Source organism: Paenibacillus sp. Root444D2, from assembly GCF_001426375.1.
Lineage (GTDB): Bacteria > Bacillota > Bacilli > Paenibacillales > NBRC-103111 > Paenibacillus_E.
In genome coordinates this window covers 130,918-151,544 of record NZ_LMEO01000003.1, presented here as the reverse complement: position 1 = coordinate 151,544, position 20,627 = coordinate 130,918, and the positions used below count along the sequence as shown (strand labels likewise).

General features: G+C 45.6%; 16 protein-coding genes and 1 rRNA gene. All 17 read left to right on the top strand.

The features are described 5' to 3' along the window. A 5S ribosomal RNA gene (gene rrf / locus ASD40_RS03645) occupies positions 1-100 on the top strand; the annotation flags it as partial. Positions 101-815: 715 nt separating this feature from the next. Then, complete coding sequence (locus ASD40_RS03640; protein WP_047685772.1) at positions 816-1,406, top strand: chromate transporter; 591 nt, start codon at positions 816-818, stop codon at positions 1,404-1,406. Beyond that, positions 1,403-1,936 (top strand): chromate transporter, encoded by a 534-nt coding sequence (locus ASD40_RS03635; protein ID WP_057301964.1) that lies wholly within the window; start codon positions 1,403-1,405, stop codon positions 1,934-1,936. The genes ASD40_RS03640 and ASD40_RS03635 overlap by 4 nt, the downstream gene beginning before the upstream one ends. A 385-nt stretch (positions 1,937-2,321) precedes the next feature. Further along, positions 2,322-3,827, top strand: coding sequence for an ABC transporter ATP-binding protein (locus ASD40_RS03630; protein WP_057301976.1), 1,506 nt, complete (start codon positions 2,322-2,324; stop codon positions 3,825-3,827). Next, positions 3,824-4,945, top strand: coding sequence for an ABC transporter permease (locus tag ASD40_RS03625; protein WP_057301963.1), 1,122 nt, complete (start codon positions 3,824-3,826; stop codon positions 4,943-4,945). The genes ASD40_RS03630 and ASD40_RS03625 overlap by 4 nt, the downstream gene beginning before the upstream one ends. Before the next feature lie 57 nt (positions 4,946-5,002). Further along, the gene (locus ASD40_RS03620; RefSeq protein ID WP_057301962.1) at positions 5,003-5,932 is read left to right on the top strand and encodes an ABC transporter permease; all 930 of its coding nucleotides are present in this window, start codon (positions 5,003-5,005) and stop codon (positions 5,930-5,932) included. A gap of 31 nt (positions 5,933-5,963) precedes the next feature. Beyond that, the gene (locus ASD40_RS03615) at positions 5,964-6,446 is read left to right on the top strand and encodes a nucleoside deaminase (protein ID WP_057301961.1); all 483 of its coding nucleotides are present in this window, start codon (positions 5,964-5,966) and stop codon (positions 6,444-6,446) included. A gap of 188 nt (positions 6,447-6,634) precedes the next feature. Next, positions 6,635-7,765 (top strand): multiple monosaccharide ABC transporter substrate-binding protein, encoded by a 1,131-nt coding sequence (chvE, locus tag ASD40_RS03610; protein ID WP_057301960.1) that lies wholly within the window; start codon positions 6,635-6,637, stop codon positions 7,763-7,765. 90 nt (positions 7,766-7,855) lie between these two features. After that, on the top strand, positions 7,856-9,406 hold the full coding sequence (gene mmsA, locus ASD40_RS03605) for a multiple monosaccharide ABC transporter ATP-binding protein (protein WP_057301959.1): 1,551 nt from the start codon (positions 7,856-7,858) through the stop codon (positions 9,404-9,406). Continuing rightward, positions 9,390-10,553 carry a multiple monosaccharide ABC transporter permease gene (gene mmsB / locus ASD40_RS03600; RefSeq protein ID WP_057301958.1) on the top strand — a complete coding sequence of 388 codons (1,164 nt, stop codon included), beginning with the start codon at positions 9,390-9,392 and terminating at the stop codon, positions 10,551-10,553. Before mmsA ends, mmsB begins: the two co-directional genes overlap by 17 nt. An 89-nt stretch (positions 10,554-10,642) precedes the next feature. Then, positions 10,643-12,367 carry a methyl-accepting chemotaxis protein gene (locus ASD40_RS03595; RefSeq protein WP_082562044.1) on the top strand — a complete coding sequence of 575 codons (1,725 nt, stop codon included), beginning with the start codon at positions 10,643-10,645 and terminating at the stop codon, positions 12,365-12,367. 38 nt (positions 12,368-12,405) lie between these two features. Continuing rightward, on the top strand, positions 12,406-13,422 hold the full coding sequence (locus ASD40_RS03590; RefSeq protein ID WP_057301956.1) for a substrate-binding domain-containing protein: 1,017 nt from the start codon (positions 12,406-12,408) through the stop codon (positions 13,420-13,422). A 31-nt stretch (positions 13,423-13,453) separates the two neighbouring features. Next, positions 13,454-15,313, top strand: a complete 1,860-nt coding sequence (locus ASD40_RS03585; RefSeq protein ID WP_057301955.1) for a cache domain-containing sensor histidine kinase — start codon at positions 13,454-13,456, stop codon at positions 15,311-15,313. Continuing rightward, entirely contained in the window at positions 15,310-16,527 is a 1,218-nt protein-coding gene (locus ASD40_RS03580; RefSeq protein ID WP_057301954.1) for a response regulator transcription factor, read from the top strand. Before ASD40_RS03585 ends, ASD40_RS03580 begins: the two co-directional genes overlap by 4 nt. Before the next feature lie 828 nt (positions 16,528-17,355). Then, positions 17,356-18,825 (top strand): factor-independent urate hydroxylase, encoded by a 1,470-nt coding sequence (gene pucL, locus ASD40_RS03575; protein ID WP_057301953.1) that lies wholly within the window; start codon positions 17,356-17,358, stop codon positions 18,823-18,825. Continuing rightward, positions 18,822-19,178: a hydroxyisourate hydrolase gene (gene uraH, locus ASD40_RS03570; protein WP_057301952.1), complete on the top strand. Its 357-nt coding sequence runs from the start codon at positions 18,822-18,824 to the stop codon at positions 19,176-19,178. The genes pucL and uraH overlap by 4 nt, the downstream gene beginning before the upstream one ends. Positions 19,179-19,226: 48 nt before the next feature. Beyond that, positions 19,227-20,627, top strand: a complete 1,401-nt coding sequence (locus tag ASD40_RS03565; protein WP_057301951.1) for an allantoinase — start codon at positions 19,227-19,229, stop codon at positions 20,625-20,627.

Sequence of the window (20,627 nt, the reverse complement as noted above, 5' to 3'; positions counted from 1 at the left end):
AGGGGACCCACGCGTTCCCATCTCGAACACGACCGTTAAGCCCTCCAGCGTCGATGGTACTTGAACCGCAGGGTTCTGGGAGAGTAGAACGTTGCCAAGCAATTAAAAACCTTACAAGGAGAAATCCTCGTAAGGTTTTTTGTTTACATTTGTTCGGATTGATCAGAAAGCTTGTCCAAATCAAGCCATATATTATAAATAAGAGTCTCCAAAAACTTCTATTACCACAAAAAGCACCAGAAATTCAAAAATAACAGTCTCTAGAAGCTCTTATTCTGCTCAAAGCAACTTAAATAAAGCCTTATTTTAAAAATAAGAGTCTCCAAAGACTCCTATTTCCACCAAAAGCACCAGAAATTCAAAAATAACAGTCTCTAAAAGCTCTTATTCTGCTAAAAGCAACCCAACTCCAAGCCCTATCCCACAAATAAGAGTCTCCAAAGACTTCTATTTCCATAAAAAGCATCAGAAATTCAAAAATAGCTGTCTCTAGAAGCTCTTATTTTGCCCAAAGCAACCTAAATTAAGCTTCATCCTACTAATAAGAGTTTCTAAAGGTTCCAATTTCCACAGAAAGTACCCATAAATTCAAAAATAGAAGCCTCAAGAGGCTCTAATATTTCTCAACGCTTACCCACACAAAGCGCCCGCGTACAGCTTTTACACAAATTCAAGCCAAAACCCAAGAAACTGAAGAATCTTTGTCATTTTTACAAAGATGAAAAAAGAATCGAATGAAAACTTTCAACTTATATTACAATAAAGCTTAGTTTACTTTGTGTAGAATGGTGCTACAGAGACAGGAGTGATACATAGTGGGAAATGCCTATGTTCAGATAGGTATGGCGATGTTCCGGACGGGGATATTGGGATATGGCGGCGGGCCGTCGATTGTGCCGTTGATACGGTACGAGGCGGTTACGCGGTTTCAATGGATGAAGGATGAGGAATTCATGGAAGTGCTGGCGATAGCTAATACGCTTCCGGGACCGATAGCAACGAAGCTTGCGGGCTATTTGGGATATCGGCTCAAAGGCGGATGGGGGGCGGCGATTGGTGTTTTAGCTCACATTGTTCCTACCTGTGTAGCCATGGTGGGGTTGTATTCGTTTATTAATTTCTTTAGCACCTCTCAAGTGATTAAAGGCATGATAGCGGCGGTTGTGCCTATTGTTGCGGTGATGTTAGGCGTGATGGCATATGAGTTCGGCGAGAAGGCGGTTAAAGGCTTGGGTTGGGCGGCAGGGCTCACATTTTTTGTTATTTCATTCTTGCTGCTGCAGACTTTCTCTGTGCATCCGGCTATCGTTATTTTTATGTTTTTACTATATGGTGCTTTTCATCATAAGCTAAAAGACAAGTGGAGCAAGAACAAGAAGCAGCTTGGCAAAGGTGAGGGTGTATGAATGAGTGGTGGCATTTACTTGTTAGTTTCTTTTTAGCCAATGTGTTCGGATACGGAGGAGGACCCTCGTCGATCCCGCTGATGTATCAAGAGATTGTTCCGAATCATGCTTGGATGACCAGCAGTGGATTCTCGAACATGTTAGCGCTTGGGAATGCGCTGCCTGGACCGATTGCTACGAAAATTGCCGCATATGTCGGCTTTCAAATCGGTGGTTGGGTCGGCGTTCTAATTGCAGTGGCTGCAACAGTTGTTCCATCTATTATTGCACTCATCATTTTGCTGAATATCCTGCAGAAATATAAGCAATCTCCGGTAATCAAAGGAATGACGCTGCTTGTCCAGCCTGTTATCGCGATCATGATGGTGTTGGTCACGTGGAGCAGTATGGTGGAATCTACGAAAACGATAGGATACTTGCAGTTTATTGGTATTGCCGCAGTAGCTTTCTACCTCATTCAAAAGAGGAAGATTCACCCTGCGTTTGTGATTGTGGCTGGTTTCGTTTATGGTGGTATATTTCTTTCATAATTTCTTTCCTGATGAAAAGAATAGGATAGTAAAAGGAGCATTCTTCAAGGAGGAGTGCTCCTTTTTGTTGTCCGCGTAACTTAACATAACATTCTCGGGAGGGGGAGCCTTTACACTTTGGGATCAAGCACAAATGAATCGTCATTTTTTGTTAGATGCCCAAATATGATGTAATGTTAATTGACGTGTAATTCACTTGAACAGTATAGTGGTGAAGATAGATATGTACTAGGTTCGCATAAGGTATGGTCTAATTGATACCCAAATTATGGTTTTAATAAACAGCAGATCCCAAAATGGGAGATGCTGTTTTGAATATATAGGGGTGTGTAAAGGACGAGAAGGAGGGGGCTCATTGCTTAAAACGGAGGGTTATTCAGTTGAGATGAATCAGATTGTCAAGCAATTTGGTTCTGTTATAGCTAATAATTATGTTGATTTCCGGGCAAAAGCTGGAGAGATTCATGCATTATTAGGTGAGAACGGCGCCGGTAAAAGTACAATGATGTGCATGCTCTCAGGTATATATCGTCCAACAAGCGGAGAGATTCTCATCCACGGCGAGAAGGTGCGAATTCGTTCGCCGAAGGATGCGATGAACCTAGGGGTTGGCATGGTCTTTCAGAATTTTCGACTTGTTCAAACGTTAACAGCCGCGGAGAATATTGTTCTTGGGGAGTCGTCTTCGTTCTGGCGCGGCCCACGATGGCTCGCTAGAAAGTCCGAAGAGATCGAGGGAATATCGAAGCATTTTGGGCTACCGTTTCCGGTGGACCGGCCTATTTGGCAGCTGTCGGTCGGGGAACAGCAGCGTGTTGAAATTGTGAAGACGCTCTATCGTGGAGCGGATTTAATTATTTTGGATGAGCCTACCTCGGTATTGACGCCAGGTGAGGTGGATCAGTTGTTTGAGACACTGAATCGCATGAAAGAAGAAGGCAAGACGGTCATTATGACGACACATAAACTCAAGGAGGTTATGTTTGCTTCGGATCGCATATCGGTCATGCGTAAAGGCGAGATGATTGCAACAATGACGAAGTCAGAAACGAATGAGAGGGATCTGGCGCAGTTGATGGTCGGCAAGGAGGGCCTGGAAAGCCGGACAACTGTTAGAGAGAAATCGCTAGGAAAGCCGATGCTTGTGGTGGGTGGCTTGGATGTGTATGCGGAGCATGGACGCAAGGTGCTGGATGGGCTTCATTTTCAAGTGAGTGAAGGCGAGATTGTAGGTGTTGCCGGGGTGTCTGGAAACGGGCAGAAGGAGCTTGCGGAGGTGTTAACAGGGCTTCGCGTCTGGAAACAAGGCGATATCCGTTTTGACGGCAAGGCATTGCGTAACGGTTCGGTGCGCGCAGCCATTGAGCTGGGTATTGCCCATGTGCCGGAAAACCGCATGAAGAGCGGTCTAGCGGGCAGTTTGGGCGCCGTAGATAACCTGCTCTTCAAGACGTATCGTTCTCCGGAACGATCTCGATTCGGTTTACTGCGCACAAGAAGCAATCGAAGCTGGACACAGAAGCTTGTTGAGATGTTCGATGTGCGGACATCGGGGATTGATGCACCTGTTCAGTATATGTCTGGGGGGAATCAGCAGAAGCTGCTTTTTGCCAGGGAAATTGATCAAGGTCCGAAGCTGATGGTTGCCGTGCATCCAACGCAAGGGCTAGATGTAGGTGCCACTGAGGGTGTGCACCAATTGCTTGAGGAATTGCGCTGCAAGGGGAGTTCTGTACTCCTAATATCTGAAGATTTGGATGAGGTGCTGCAGCTAGCTGATCGAATACTTGTCATGTACGATGGACGCATCGTGGGCAATATTCCGCGAGAGGAAGCGAGCCGGGAATATATCGGTATGTTGATGGCGGGGTCTGAGGAGGATGCAGGGTGAGCGAACAACAAACGGCGGGAACCATTCCGATAGAAAAAAAGGTGCCTAGGCGAGAAGCTGGTTTTCGTTTGCCTTACCGATTTGAGATTGATCCTGTGGGGCCGGCCAGTCCGTGGTGGGTGACGATTGTATCTATCGTCTTGGCGATTGTAGCCTGCGGCATTTTTATAGCTTTGAATGGCATGAATCCGATTGTGGTTTATGCCAAAATGCTGAAAGGAGCCTTTGGTTCCTCTTTTGGCATTACGGAGACCCTTGTGAAGGCGATTCCACTGCTTCTTTGCGGTCTTGGCGTTTCAATTGCGTACCGGATTTCGGTATGGAATATCGGTGCCGAGGGGCAGTTCTTGGCCGGAGCGATGGCGGCTACCGCGGTTACGGTTTATTTTCCACAGCTGCCAATGTATATTTCGATTCCATCTATGGTGGTAGCGAGCATCGTAGCCGGTGGGGTCTGGGGATTGTTGACGGCGATTCCGAGGACCTATTTTCAAGTTAACGAACTAATTACATCCTTAATGTTGAATTATGTAGCTCTTCTTGCCTTAAATTATGCGGTATTCGGTCCATGGAAAGATCCGAAAGGTTTTAACTTCCCAGGATCCCCGATGTTCACTGCGGCACAGTCTTTTCCTACTTTTGGAACAACCCGACTCCATTTTGGGATCATTTTTGCTATTCTTGCCGTGCTGCTCTATGCCTTTATGATCCGATATACACGTTGGGGTTATGAGCTGCGACTCATTGGTGCGAATGCGGAAGCTGCGCGGAATGCAGGTATTCGAATTTCCAGACATGTTCTCGTTGTTATGATCATTAGCGGCGGGGTGGCTGGCTTAGCGGGAATGAGCGAAGTTTCCGGTGTGGCACACCGACTTATGTATGGTATTTCGCCGGGGTACGGGTACACAGCGATTATTGTGGCGTGGCTTGCGAAGCTGAATCCGGCAGGGTTAGTGATTTCGTCGGTGTTATTCGGAGGGCTCATTGTGGGAGGATACAGTGTGCAGACGATCGGTCTTCCTTCATCGACCTCTTCTATGATTCAAGGGGCTATCCTATTTTTCCTTATTGCGGGCGGTATGGCTGGGAAAATCCGCATTCGCCGCAATCGGTGATCGGTGAGCTGATGGGTGAGCTTGGTTTGAAATCATGCTGAAAGGGGAGGGAATGTCATAGATATCGTCACACAATTAATTGTTTCTGCTATCTCTTCTGGCACGCCGCTGCTGTTAGCTGTATTGGGTGGAATTCTTATCGAAAGATCAGGAATCACGCAACTGGGTGCAGAAGGACTTATGTTGATGGGGGCAGTGACTTCTTGTCTCGTCTTCATTCATACTGGAAGCTTGGCTCTGACCCTTCTCTGTGTACTTGCAGTAGGCGGTGTTCTGGGTATGCTTCATGGATTTCTTTGTGTAACCCTGCACGCTAATCAGGTCGTAAGCGGTCTGGCCATGACGATTTTCGGTACAGGTCTTAGCGCTTATCTCGGAAAACGTGTTAGCGGCATCCCATTACCCGGAGCGGTACCAAAGCTAGATTTGCTATGGCTGGAGAATGTGCCGTTTATTGGGAAGGTTTTTGCGCACTTGGATCTTTTTACTTGGTTTAGCTTTGTACTGGTTATTGTCATGCATCTCTTCATCCATCGTACTTCGTGGGGGCTGCATCTAAGAGCGGTGGGGGATAACCCGGCCACAGCTGATGTTATGGGTATTCCCGTTATTTCGATTCGCTACGGCTGTATCATTATTGGATCCATGTTGATCGGTATTGGCGGAGCTGATTTGCTGCTCGTTTACACGCCGACTTGGAACGAAGGCATGACCTCTGGACGCGGTTGGATTGCGGTGGCGCTCATTATTTTCGCGAGATGGAATCCGATCCGTGCTTTGGTGTGTGCTTATTTCTTCGGTGTGCTGGATACGCTGGGGTTCCGCGTGCAGCTTATTGGCAGTCATATCCCTTCTTATTTTCTGAAAATGATTCCGTACATCGTGACCATACTGGTTCTGATGTTCCTCGGTTGGCGTAATCGCAATAAGCCTTCGGGTGCACCGGAAGCACTAGGCGTTCCCTACATTCGGGAGCAAAGATTTTAATGTTGAGCGTAAGGGGTGGAGGTACTTGGTAATGGACCGTGATAGGCATATTCCATTTTTGAAAAGATGTGTAGAGCTATCTCTGCTAGCCAGAGAATCGGGGAATACACCGTTTGGTGCGCTATTGGTTGGACCGCATGGAGAAATTTTGCTGGAGCAGGGGAATATCGAGATTACGGAGTCGAACTGCACCGGTCATGCGGAGACAACTTTGATGGAGGCAGCTTCCAAACGGTATAGCAAGAAAGAGTTGTGGGAGTGCACCTTGTATACGTCCGCAGAACCTTGTGCTATGTGTGCTGGATCGATTTATTGGGGAAACGTTGGGTGTGTCGTTTACGGAATATCGGAAAAACAGCTAGCTATCTTGACAGGTGATGATGAACAAAATCCAACACTCGATCTACCGTGTCGTGAAGTATTTGCAAGGGGGAATAAGCCGATTCAAGTGCTCGGTCCTTTCCCAGAGGTAGAAATAGAAGCTGCAGCCGCGCATGCTGGTTATTGGTCTTAAAACGTGTAAAGGAAAGCCGTCAGGATGATATCCTGGCGGCTTTTCTATGTATGGCACAAGATGAAAGCGTTTAAATAAGTTTAATATTTATAAAAACGAGTTGTTTTTTTGAAAAGACGCTGACTGCCTTCAGCCCTATACTTAGGTCTATGAAACACGAAGCTGAGGCAAAGAGAGGGGTAGTTCAAATGAAAAAAATGGTATCTTTGGTTTTATTATCTTTGATGTTGGTGATTTCCGCTTGCGGGGCTAAAACCGCAACGACGGAACAAAAAGATGCGGCAAGCACAGCGGCGCCAACAGCAGCAGCCAAAACGGATGCAAAAGCCGGAGGTAAAGTAGGAATTTCGATGCCGACGAAATCATCCGAAAGATGGGTGAGCGACGGAGCTAACATGGTGAAGGAATTCGAAAAGTTAGGTTATAAAACTGACCTGCAATATGCGGAAGACGTAATTGAGAACCAAGTCGCTCAAATTGAAAATATGATTACCAAAGGTGTTAATATCCTCGTTATCGCACCGATTGACGGAGAATCTTTGACGGACGTTCTTAAGAAAGCGCATGATGCCAAGATCGAAGTTATCGCGTACGACCGTTTAATTAAAAAGAGTGAGTTTGTGAGCTACTATGCGACATTCGATAATTTCAAGGTAGGCGTACTGCAAGCTTCCTATATCGAGAAAAAGCTAGGTTTGAAAGATGGCAAAGGCCCATTCAATATTGAGCTTTTCGCTGGATCACCTGATGATAACAATGCACATTTCTTCTTTGATGGAGCTATTTCCGTACTGAAGCCTTACCTGGATTCCGGTAAATTAGTGGTGAAGAGCAAGCAAACGGCGTTCGAGCAAGTAGCTACATTAAGATGGGATGGTTCGGTTGCCCAATCCAGAATGGATAATCTGCTAAGTAAGAACTATGCTTCTGATAAAGTGGATGCTGTGTTGTCTCCTTATGATGGCATCAGTATCGGAATCCTATCTTCCCTTAAAGGTGTTGGCTATGGGACAGCAGGCAAGGCGCTTCCGGTAATTACTGGGCAAGACGCAGAACTTGCTTCCGTTAAATCGATCATTTCTGGGGAACAAACACAAACAGTATTTAAGGATACTCGTGAGTTAGCTAAAAAAGCGGTTGCGATTGCAGACAGTATTCTAAAAGGAACCAAACCCGAAGTAAACGATACAAAAACGTATAACAATGGGGTTAAAGTTGTTCCTTCTTACCTGCTTGAGCCAGTATCCGTAGATGTATCCAACTATGAATCAATCTTAGTAGGCAGCGGCTACTACACAAAAGATAAATTAGGTAAATAATTGTCAACCTAGGAACTACCTAAATGATCTAGTGATAGCCGAGCGTGACTATCGCTAGATCATTTATTACATGGAAGGCTTGGTGATCGCATGTCGGATGCCATATTGGAAATGAAAAATATTACGAAAACATTTCCGGGTGTGAAAGCGCTCAGTAATGTGAATTTACGTGTTCAAGAAGGCGAGATTCACGCCCTGCTTGGTGAGAATGGCGCAGGCAAGTCCACGCTTATGAAAGTTTTAAGCGGCGTATATCCACACGGATCCTATGATGGCGATATTCTGTTCAAGGGTCAAGTTTGTGAGTTCAAGGATATCAAACAAAGTGAGAATTTGGGGATCGTTATTATTCACCAAGAATTAGCGCTTATTCCCTATTTATCGATTGCAGAGAATATCTTTTTGGGGAATGAACAAACCTCACGAGGGATCATCAATTGGAATGATACCATTGTGAAGACAAGGGAACTACTGCAAAAGGTTGGATTAAGTGAGCAGCCCACAACATTGACGATCAATATAGGTGTCGGCAAGCAGCAATTGGTGGAAATCGCAAAAGCGTTATCAAAGAAGGTAAAGCTGCTGATCTTGGATGAACCTACAGCTGCTTTGAACGAAGAGGATAGCGATAATCTGCTGAATTTATTGCTGGAATTTAAGAAACAAGGAATCTCTTCTATTCTGATTTCCCACAAATTAAATGAAATTTCTAAGGTGGCGGATTCGATTACCATTCTTAGGGATGGTCAAACCATAGAAACGTTGGATATGAGGAAAGACCAAATTACGGAAGACCGCATTATTAAAGGCATGGTAGGCCGGGATTTAACACATCGTTACCCCATGAGGGAGCCGCAAATCGGTGAGACGCTGTTTGAAGTAAAGGATTGGAATGTTTATCACCCTCTGCAAGACAATCGTAAAGTCATCGATCAAGTCAATTTGAACATTCGTAAAGGTGAAATTGTCGGCATTGCGGGATTAATGGGAGCAGGTAGAACGGAACTGGCGATGAGTATTTTCGGCAAATCCTATGGGAAGAAAATCAGCGGTCATTTATATAAAGATGGCAAGGAAATTCACCTGCCAACGATTGATAAGGCCATTCATCATGGTGTTGCTTATGTGACGGAAGACCGCAAGAACTATGGATTAATCTTGATTGACGATATTAAAAGAAACATAACGCTGGCCAGACTGGATAAGATTTCGAAAAATAAGGTCGTCAATGAGAATGAAGAAGTTGTCCACGCGGAGAGCTTTCGCCAAAAGATGAATATTAAGACACCGAGCATTTTACAGAAAACAGGGAATTTGAGCGGTGGCAATCAACAGAAGGTCGTTTTAAGCAAATGGATCTTTTCAGAGCCGGATATTCTCATTCTTGATGAACCAACACGGGGTATCGATGTGGGGGCCAAATATGAGATTTATACGATCATCAATCAATTAGCAATGGAGGGCAAAGGCATCCTGCTTATTTCCTCGGAGCTTCCCGAAATTCTGGGTATGTGTGACCGTGTCTACGTGATGAATGAGGGGAAAATGGTTGGCGAATTAAGTAAAGAGAAAGCTTCACAGGAAGAAATCATGAAGTGCATAACGAGGGCAGGGGGACACATGCATGGAAACACTGAGTAAAATGTTTAAAAGCAACATCCGTCAATACGGCATGATTATAGCACTAGTCTTAATTACGGTATTTTTTCAAATCATGACGGATGGGGTACTGTTAAAATCTCTGAATGTGACGAACTTGATTTTGCAAAATAGTTACATTTTGGTGCTCGCGATTGGCATGTTATTGGTCATTATCACGGGGAATATCGACTTATCTGTAGGATCTGTAGCCGCTTTTGTAGGGGCTGTGTCAGCCGTTCTGATGGTCGATATGAAAGTTCCTTTTGTCTTAGCAGTTATCATTTCTTTGGTCATTGGAGCATTGGTAGGGGCGTGGCAGGGCTTTTGGGTCGCCTATGTGAGAATTCCATCTTTTATCGTTACGCTGGCGGGGATGCTCCTCTTCCGGGGGTTGACGATGATCGTCTTGAAGGGGATGTCTATCGCACCGTTTCCGAAGGCTTTTCAGAAAATCAGCTCAGGCTTTATACCTGATGTATTAAATGGAAGCACAATGCATAACACTACACTGATCATCGGAGTTGTATTATCCCTTATTTTGGTGTGGAGTGAGCTTAGAAAAAGAAAGAATCAAGTCAAATATAACTTTGATGTTATGCCGATGGGATGGTTGATTGCTAAAATTGCCGTCATGGTCCTGATCATTAACGTATTTACGTATGTACTGGCCACTTATGAAGGTATTCCTAACATCCTGGTTCTTTTGTTTGTGCTTGTTGTGATTTACTCCTTCGTTATGAATAAAACGATCATGGGTCGCCATATTTATGCGCTTGGCGGAAGTGAAAAAGCGGCTAAATTATCAGGAATCAAAACGAAGCATGTGACCTTCTGGGTGTTCGTAAATATGGGGGTCATGGCAGCGCTATCCGGTCTCGTATTTGCGGCAAGGTTAAATGCGGCTACGCCTAAAGCGGGGGTAAACTTTGAGCTAGATGCCATCGCTGCGTGCTTCATTGGCGGTGCTTCCGCGACTGGTGGCATTGGTACGGTTATTGGGGCTATCATCGGTGGACTTGTGATGGGTGTCATGAATAATGGGATGTCCTTAGTCGGCTTAGGTATTGACTGGCAGCAGGGTATCAAGGGATTGGTGTTGTTATTTGCGGTAGGTTTTGATATTTACAATAAATCAAAAACTGCTTAGTAAGATAACTAGGCAATAGAGGATCAAATAAGACTTTTCCTGAAAAGGAGAGTCTTATTTGCGGCTTACACCTACGGAGTGGGGGATAAATGATGAGTAAACGTATGACATGGCTAAGAGGTAATCCCTTCAAGGTGCTCTCTTTTTCTTTGCGTTCAAAACTGATGATAGCCTTTGTGGTTATCGCTTTATTAGTCGCAGTGACGAGCGGATTATCTTACTATTTTCTGAAAAAAATTAACTTATCCTATGTGAATTTATTAAATCATAATGCCATAATTCTGCAGCTTGCTTCAGATATCCAATACCAAACACAATTGCAGTATAGCCTTATGTCCAACTATGTCATTGAACCTTCTCCGGAGAAAGTTCAAGCAATTCTCGAAAGCAATCAGAAGCTTAATGCTTTGGTGCAAGACATCAAGGGTATCGACGAGAATGCGGAAGATCAAACTTACTATAAGGTCATGGGTGAGTCAATCGAGACGATTGCCGGATTGGTGCATGATCTTGAGAAGACGAAATCCAGTTTTCAAAGGACCGTACCTCTCACTCAAAATTTAACCAAGCTTGCTGAGAAGATTCAGAAAAAGCAAAAGAACATCATGGAATTGAAGAAAGTGGAAAATGGCAATATGATGGATCAAACCATTTACAAGCTCATATGGGTAAGCATCACGGCTTTAGTGATCGCGTTAGCCATAGGATGGATGGTCTCCAGAATGATTATCACCCCTCTCAGGACGATTGTTAAAGCGGCGAGAGATATAGCTTCTTGTGATTTAACGGGCCGAGATATTAGAGTCCGCAGCCGTGATGAGCTTCATGACTTGGCGGAGGCTTTCAATCAAATGAAAGGCAATTTGTTTAAAATCATTAGCCAGGTTGACGATCATGCGAAGCATGTATCTGCAGCAGCAGAAGAGCTCAGCGGTAATACCGAGCATTTGAGCCAAGCGTCGGAGCAAATCACGACGGTTGTGCAAGAGATTTCCGCAGGCTCCGAATCCCAGGTACAGCATATGATGACGGGAATTGCTTTCCTTGCTCAAATGGATCATTCCGTACAGCAAATTGCCTCGATTACTGGATTAACGAATGAAACGTCGTCTCACGCATTGGCAGCTGTTAGTAGGGGGACGGCCTCTATCGAATTATCCATTAGCCAAATGAACGCCATTTATAATAAAATGAAAGTGCTTTCGGATTCCGTTGGGCGCTTAGGTACTCACGTCATGCATGTCCTTGCCGCGAACGATCTGATTGCCAATATTTCCAGACAAACCAATTTACTTGCGCTTAACGCTTCGATTGAAGCGGCTAGAGCAGGTGAAGCGGGCAAAGGCTTCGCGGTTGTTGCTCAAGAAGTTCGTCATTTATCTAAGCAAACAACTGAGGCTGCAGATGAAGTAGCTAGATTGGTGAATGCGATACAAGAGGAAATGGGCGAAGTCGCACATTCCTGTGAGGCAGGTTCACAAGAAGTGAGCACAGGGATTTCAGTTGTCAATGAAGCGAACGTGGCGTTTGAACGAATAAAAAAAGAAATCGAAGAGGTTAGCGCGCAAATAAGCCAGGTATCCCTGCAATCCTCAGACATTTCTCAGAAATCGCAAACAGCTCTAGAAGTTCTTCGTTCGATAGAAGATGTGGCCAAGCACACGGCTTCGGGAACGAAAGAAGTGTCCATAAACATGGAAGAGCAGTTTGCGAGTATGGAAGAAATCGTGTCCTCTGCCAACGTTTTAAGCGGGATGGCGGAAGAACTAGATGAATTAATCGGTAAATTTCAATTAAGATCGAATGACATATAGAGCTCATCTGCGTGCAGAAGGTTATAGGAGGAACAAGTATGAAAAAGCTGTTGATGGTGTATGCGATACTGATCGCAACTTTTTTGCTTTTCCTTTATTTTTATCAATACCGCGAGTCTACGGATCAATCGCTTAAGCAAATGAATCGCGGTCTCCAAGGAAACATCGAAGAGAAGTATGTAATGGTCAACTTCCAGTCCGGCATTGATTATTGGAAAAGTTGTCTCAAAGGCTTCGAGGATGCTGCGAAGATATTGAATGTTTCCGTCGAGTATCGAGGCGCTACTCAGTACGATGTGTACGAAGAGATAACGGTTTTGGAACAAGTAATTGCCAAGAAGCCGGCAGGAATAGCGGTCTCGGCGATCAATCCGAACGCACTCGTTGTGACCATTAATAAAGCTGTCGAAGCGGGCATACCTGTCGTATTATTCGATTCTGGCGCACCTAAGAGTGAAGCCTACTCTTTTCTGGGAACGAATAATTATAATGCTGGCGTAAGCGCAGCTCACAAAATGGCTGAGCTGACCGGGACCCAGGGGAAGCTTGCGATTATTACGCTGCCTAATCAACTAAATCACCAGGATCGCATGGCTGGATTTCAGGATACAATCCGAAGCAGCTATCCCAATCTCCAAATTATAGCGATAGAAGATGGTAAAGGGGATCAATTGGCATCCGAACGGATTGCCGCTAAAGTACTCAAGGATCATCCGGATTTGAACGGTATATTTGCTACTGAGGCCAATGGCGGTGTGGGTGTAGGTAATGCAGTGAAAAGCTTGAATCGGCTTTCACAAGTGAAAATTATTGGATTTGATACCGATAAAGGGACACTTGATATGGTGAAGAACGAGACCATTTCAGCAACGCTTGCACAAGGTACCTGGAATATGGGGTATTGGTCGCTTATGCATTTACTCCATCTACAAAAGGAAGCTCAGAAATCGCATTTACCGCTGCAAAATGCTAAGGAGCCGCTTGTTCCTACCTACGTGGATACAGGAATTACAATCGTGACAAAAGAAAATGTCGATATCTATTATGCCAAATGACAGCTTAGAGGCAAATGATGAGGTGAAGCGCATGAAGATGTTCAAATGGATTACACTGAATAACTGGCCAATCCGTTATAAGTTAATCATGCACTTCTTACTAATTAGCATTTTGCCGGCTATTTGTCTGGGTATTCTGATTGCATTAGCGACTGATCGCATTATCGAAAAACAGGTTAATGAGCATACGTCTCAATTAATCGGAAATGTGAATAAATCGCTGGAAGCGTATGCGGGGAATTTACAGAATATTACCTATTTCACTTCCTTTAACCCACAAGTCAGGCGGTTTCTAAGCGGTGAGCCAGCCATGCAGGCATCTGAGACCTACGATATGCGGATATTCCTTCAAGGATTTACAACCCTTTATTCCGAAGTAGCGGGTATCCTGGTGGTGAATGCAAAGGGGGATTACCTCAGTAACGAAATGTACGCCCGAACAACCCGGAGCTTAACCGAAGAAAGTTGGTATAAGGAAGCTGTTGATCAAAAAGGGATATTCAGCATTGTGGGCCATCCCTCGGGAAGAAATGTTACCACGCACGTTGACTACAAGGATGAGGATATTGTCTCCGTGGTCAGGGCGATTCTGGATCCCGAAACCCAAGCGGTCAAAGGTGTCATTCTTATTGATTTAAAACTTAGAGTCATCGCAGAAACCGTACAGGACGTAAGCTTGGGGAAATCGGGCTACTTGATGGTTATCGATAATAAAGGCGAAAGTATCTATACACCGGAGCATCCTCTTGTGAGCAAGTTTCAGCGAAACTGGATTGACGAGAATCCCGCGGGTACTTTTTCTAAAACGATCGATGGCACCTACATGCAGTTCATTTATCGGAAATCTGCCTTTACGAATTGGACAACGGTGGGTGTATTTTCAACGCAAGAGACGGTCCGAGAGGTCCGTGAAATCCGCCTTTATTTGATCATGTTTGTTTTCGTTGTATGCTTGCTCGGGATTGCGGCCTCCTATTATTTATCCTATACCATCTCTCTCCCTATTTGGCAGCTAACGTCATTCATGAGAAGAGCAGAGGATGGTAATCTGTCTATCCGTTTCAAGGATGAAAGAACAGATGAGGTCGGCATGTTGGGACGAAGCTTCAACACAATGCTGATGCAAATTACGAAGCTGATCGGTTTGGTCGAGAAGGAGCAGCGGCAAAAGAGGGAAGCGGAATTGCGAAGTCTGCAAGCGCAAATAAAACCGCATTTTTTATACAATACACTCGATACAATTCTATGGTTAGCTCGTAAAAGCGGGGCTCATGAAGTGACGGAAGTGGTCGATTCGCTTTCAAGGCTCTTTCGCATAGGCCTTAGTAAGGGGAATGAAGTCATTACGCTGATGGAAGAATTCGAGCACGTGAAGAGTTATCTCATCATTCAAAAAACAAGGTACAAGGAAAAATTGAATTATTCCATTGTCATTGACCCTTCGCTCCATCAGCTGTATGTGCTCAAATTGATTCTTCAACCAATTGTCGAGAATGCCATCTATCATGGGATTAAAGAGCGCCGTGGACCTGGTAATATCGACATAAACGCTAGGAATGAGATTGAAAAAGTGGTTATCACCATTAGCGATAACGGAGCAGGAATGTCAGAGGAAAAGCTCGAGAGATTAAGGCGAACCTTGGAAGCGGCTGCTTCTAAGTCGAACCCAGCAGCAAGTGAATATAAGCAGGATGCGCCTCCTGCAGGGCAGGAATCGTCATTTATACTAACAAATCCTCCATCGGGTGAGGGGTATGGATTAACGAATGTGCACGAACGAATTGTGATTAGCTTCGGAGAAGCTTATGGGGTATCCATTGAAAGCAAAAAGGGAGTGGGAACAACCGTAACGATTACACATCCAGTATTAAAAAGAGAGGTGTCCGTATGATCGTAAGTCCGCCCTGGAAAGTATTGATTGCAGATGATGAATCGATCATTCGTGAAGGCATACTAAGTTCTTTGAACTGGCATCAGCTTGGCTTGGAGGTTGTCGCAGAGGCAGAGGACGGTGAAGAGGCTTTAGAGCTGGCACGTAAGCATAGTGTTCATATCCTGCTTGTTGATCTCAATATGCCCATAATGAACGGTATGTCATTGATCAAACACATGCGTGAGGAGCTGCCGGATTGCAAAATCATCATCATAACCGGACACGATGAGTTTACCTATGCGCAAGCAGCCATCCGCCTGAATGTGGATGATTATATCCTCAAACCGGTGAATCCTGCGCAGCTTGCAGATGTTTTGACGAAAATAACAAAGCAAATGGCTTCTTCTTTGGAGAAAGAAGAGCATCTGCAAATGGCTTCCAAACAGATCGAAAGGAACTTCTCGCTATTAAGAGAACGATTCTGCCTGGAATGGATGGATGGGGGACTTAGTGAGGTTGAGATCAGAGAGCAGCTTGCGTTTCTGAAGATGCCCGATCGAGCGCCGAGTACGCTAGGTGTTATTCAATGGTCCGGGAATTCAAGAGGTAAGGAACTTTTATCTGAAAGAGACCGTCAGCTTTATTTGTTTGCCATTGAGAATATCGTTGAAGAGCTGTTATCTCCCTACACGCTGGTCAAATTTCGAGACCATTTGGGGATGCTGGTTGTATTGGTATGGGAACCGGTTCCCGCAGATGATATCGAGAAAATTGATGCGGCTGTGCAAACGTATTTGAAAATATCCATAGCTTCTCAATTCCTGAAGGGCATAGAAGGCGTTACGGGTGTTTCTAACGTGTACCAGCAGGCGAGAACTTCCTTATATAAAGAAGCACATCTGTCTCCTTTTGTTCGTCTGGCGAAGGATTACATTGCACAGAGATATAGCGACCCGGAAATAACGTTGGAAATGATCGCCAATGAAATGAAGGTTTCCCCTGTGTATTTGGGAAGAATATTCAAACAAGAACTAGGTATACCTTTTGTGAATATGCTCACTCATACGCGTATTAAACACGCGATTCATTACCTGAGTACAACGGATATGACGATTATTGAAATTTCCGAAAAAGTGGGCTATGACTCCCAGCATTATTTCAGTACAGCCTTTAAAAAAGTAGTAGGCATAGCGCCAAATCAGTACCGCAAAGAAGGAACCATGCAGTCGTAATTGCTTATTGCAAAGATAACAAGCATACAGCTGTAAAGATAACAAACATACGTCTTGCAAAGATATGAAACATACACCTTAGCTGGAAATGGTCAAATGGAAGCGTTAAGCTGCCCTATGAACCAGAGAGCCGAGGTGTATTTTTTTGACTCTAGGCTAAGCGAAGATTTTCCCTTGTTTATCCTTTCAGCTACATATTGTATAAAGTGCAACAATTTCTACCTGAATTCCGCTTTTCTCACCGGTTGTTGCATCAAGTACAACAATAATTACCTTATAAGGCCATTTTGCAATAAATGGGGTCGAAATGTTGTACGAACTGCAACTTCAAATAGCAAAATTGCTATTTGGCTTGTGAATTGTTGCATTATTTACAACATGAGATGTGTAATTGCAAGAGCCTATGAGGGGTTCAATGTACTCGGAATAAAGCAGTTAAAAATACTTATTTGTTCGGATTGCTGCTGTTTGCAGGCATAAGTAAGTTACGGGTGCTTATTGTTCGTTCTTGAGCCCAGAAGGTAAGGAATTGCAGCAGATAAGCACGCTGTGTGGTCTTATCTCACAAAAAATCGCGAAGTTGGCCGGAATAAGATCATCTGGCTTGCTTATTTATCCCCGAGAACAAATTGTAGAGAACCTAGTCGTAGGCTAGGTTTATTTTAATGATGACACGAAAAGGTGCAGGCTCACAAAAAAAGTTACTGATGTTATGAAAGTTTACAAACTTCTTTCATATAAATTGACCATGATACAAAGCGCATTTACAATGAAACAAATCTTGATAAAGAATGGTTGGAATTTTCAGAGAAATAGAGGTGACGGGTAGTGAAGCTGACGCTGCATAAAGTGAATGAATTGAATCAGGAAGATTTCATCGATAGGTTCGGCCCTCTATTTGAGCACTCGCCATGGGTAGCAGAGCGGGCATGGAGCTCGCGGCCTTTTGCGACGGAGAAGGAATTGATCAGTGCTTTGGAACGTGAGGTTTGGCTTGCTGAGCGGGCGGAGCAGCTTGCGCTGCTTAGAGCGCATCCAGACTTAGGGACGCGAGTGCGGATGACGGATCATTCTGTGCAGGAGCAGTCCGGTGCCGGTCTGAACCAATTAACTGCAGAAGAATATAAACAATTGCTAGCTTATAACAAGCGGTACACGGAAACCTTTCAGTTTCCTTTTATTATGGCCGTAAAGGGCCAGACCAAAGAGACCATTCGAGAAGCGATTCACACCCGGATACATCGAAATAAGGAAGAGGAGCTTGCGAAAGCTTTGCAGGAGGTTTGTAAAATTGGGCGGTTTCGCCTAGAGGCACTGTTAGTCAATGAAGCGGAGGCGAAAGCGATGAAGCAAGCGAACGGATCGGAGAGAATCATGTATTACGGCAAGGGTGATGTATGGGTGTATCGTTCATATGCAAAGCCGCTGACGAATCTGACATTAATACCGGAGTCGGGCTTTACGGGACGAGATAATGTGCTGTTCGGGATGAATATCAAGGTGGCGGTTAGCGGAGAGAAGTTTTTTACCTCTTTCACAGAAGGGGATAACTCGATGGTTGTTGCCACGGACTCGATGAAGAATTTCATCCTGCGCAAAGCTGGCGAGTATGAAGGCGCAACTGCTGAAGGGTTTCTAGAGTTCGCCGGACGCCACTTCCTAGAGACGTACCCACAGATGACAGGTGTGAAGATGACGGCAGATCAAGTATCTTTCGAAGTGCTGCCGGTTCCTGGCGCAAAAGGATTTGAAGGTAGTGATCTCGTATACCGTTATTCGCAAAATGAACATCCGACCGCGCTGGTTGAAGTCGTGCGCACGGATGAAGGGATTGCTGTAGAGGAACATGCAGGCGGCGTCGCTGACTTGAAGCTCATAAAAGTAAAAGGGAGTTCTTTCGCGGGCTTCGTTCGAGATGAGTATACGACGCTTCCGGAATCGTTTGACCGTCCTTTATTTATTTTCTTAGATATGGCTTGGAGCTATGAAGAAGTGGCAGATGCACTGGACTCTGATCTCGGGCGCTATGTAGCTGCTGAGCAAATTCGTGATATTGCGCATACCGTATTCCATGAGCAGCATTCACCGTCGATTCAAAATCTTATTTATCGAATCGGGCAGCGCTCGCTCACTCGTTTTCCTCAATTAAAAGAAATTCGCTTCGAATCTAACAATCGGACGTGGGAAACGATTCTGGAGCAAGCTTCCATTGGTGAAGGTAAGGTGTTTACTGAACCTAGACCGCCATATGGTTTCCAAGGCTTTTCCATGACAAAGAGTGACCTGGAGGGTCTATGAGCGTTGGTTTAACATCGCACGTATTGGATATTAGCAGTGGACGACCGGCTAGTGGAGTGAGGATTGATTTGTTTCGTCTCCAAGATGGGCGCTCGAATCTGCTTCGCTCGGAAGTGACGAATGCGGATGGCCGCCTTCAGGGGCCGATGCTTAGCGGGGATGATTTTATACCGGGAATTTACGAGCTAGTCTTTCATATAGGAGATTATTTCAGAGGAATTGGCACTGAGCTCTCAGAGCCTGCTTTCCTGGATCAAGTACCGGTTCGGTTTGGTATATCGACCAGAGATGCTCATTATCATGTGCCGCTTCTAATTGCGCCATGGGGTTATAACACATATCGAGGAAGTTAACGCTGGCAGGATGGCTGCAGCATGAAAGACTCCGAGGGAGGGGTTCGTATGACTAACCAATTTGACCTCGTAATTCGAAAAGGTACCGTAGTCCTGAGAGAGGAAGTACGCCAGTTAGACATCGGTATTCAAGGTGGCAAAATTGCTGCTCTAGGCGAAAACCTCGCGTACTCGGAGGATACACCTGTCTATGATGCGGAACATTTGCACATTATGCCGGGGATGGTTGATGCGCATGTTCATTTCAATGAACCAGCACTTGGTCACTGGGAAGGGTTTGCTACCGGATCAGCGGCGCTCGCGGCTGGCGGATGCACGACTTATATTGACATGCCGCTGAATGGCGTGCCTCCTACGGTTCGGCTAAGTGCGCTTGAGCGGAAGCTGGAAGCGGCTGAAGGACAATCCTTGGTCGATTATGCGCTTTGGGGTGGGCTTGTTCCAGGCAATGTGGGCAATCTACAAGAGCTTGCGGAAGCTGGCGTCATTGGATTTAAGGCGTTCATGTCCTGTCCTGGCGGAGAAGGGGAAGATATTTTCGCTGAGGTAGACGACCTGACCCTTTACGAAGGGATGAAAGAAATTGCCCGCTTGGGGCTAGTGCTCGCACTTCACGCTGAAAGCGAGGAGATCGTATCCAAGCTGGCTGCGCAGGCACTCGCGGAAGGCAGACGCGGGGCGCTGGACTTCGTCGCGACGAGGCCAATTGCAGCGGAGCTGGAAGCGGTGAATCGCGCGCTGTTTTACGCCGAGGAGACGGGCTGCAAGCTGCACTTCGTGCATATTAGCAGCGCGGAAGCTGTGCAGGCCATCACGGAGGCGAAGGCCAAAGGGCTGGACGTCACGGTGGAAACGTGTCCGCATTACTTAGTGCTTACTAGCGCCGCCTTGGAGCGGCTGGGATCGGTTGCCAAATGTGCGCCTCCGCTGCGCACATCGGAAGATCAAGCTCAGCTGTGGGCGGCGCTGGCAGAGGGGCAGTTGGACATCCTCGCCTCGGATCACTCGCCTTGCCCTACTCATATGAAGCAAGGGGATTTCTTCGAGGCGTGGGGCGGGATATCCGGCGCGCAAAGCTCGCTGGAGATTATGCTGGACGAAGGCTACCTACGCAGAAAGGTGCCGCTAACTATGTTATCGCGGATGCTATCCCTTGAGCCAGCAAAGCGGTTTGGGCTGCATCCCCGCAAAGGTGAAATCGCTTTAGGTGCGGATGCTGATTTTGCTTTAGTAGATATGAAGCTGAGCTATTCACTTCGGGAGAGTGATCTGCTTTACCGCCATAAACATAGTCCTTATGTAGGGAAAGCGTTCGGATGTCGAGTGAGGGCGACTTTCGTGCGAGGTGCTAAGGTGTATGAGCTTGGTGAAGGGGGAGCGGAGAAAGCAGACCGAGATGGGATTTGGTTGCGCCACGCAGCAGTGATCGGAGGTGAAGACGGTGGCTAA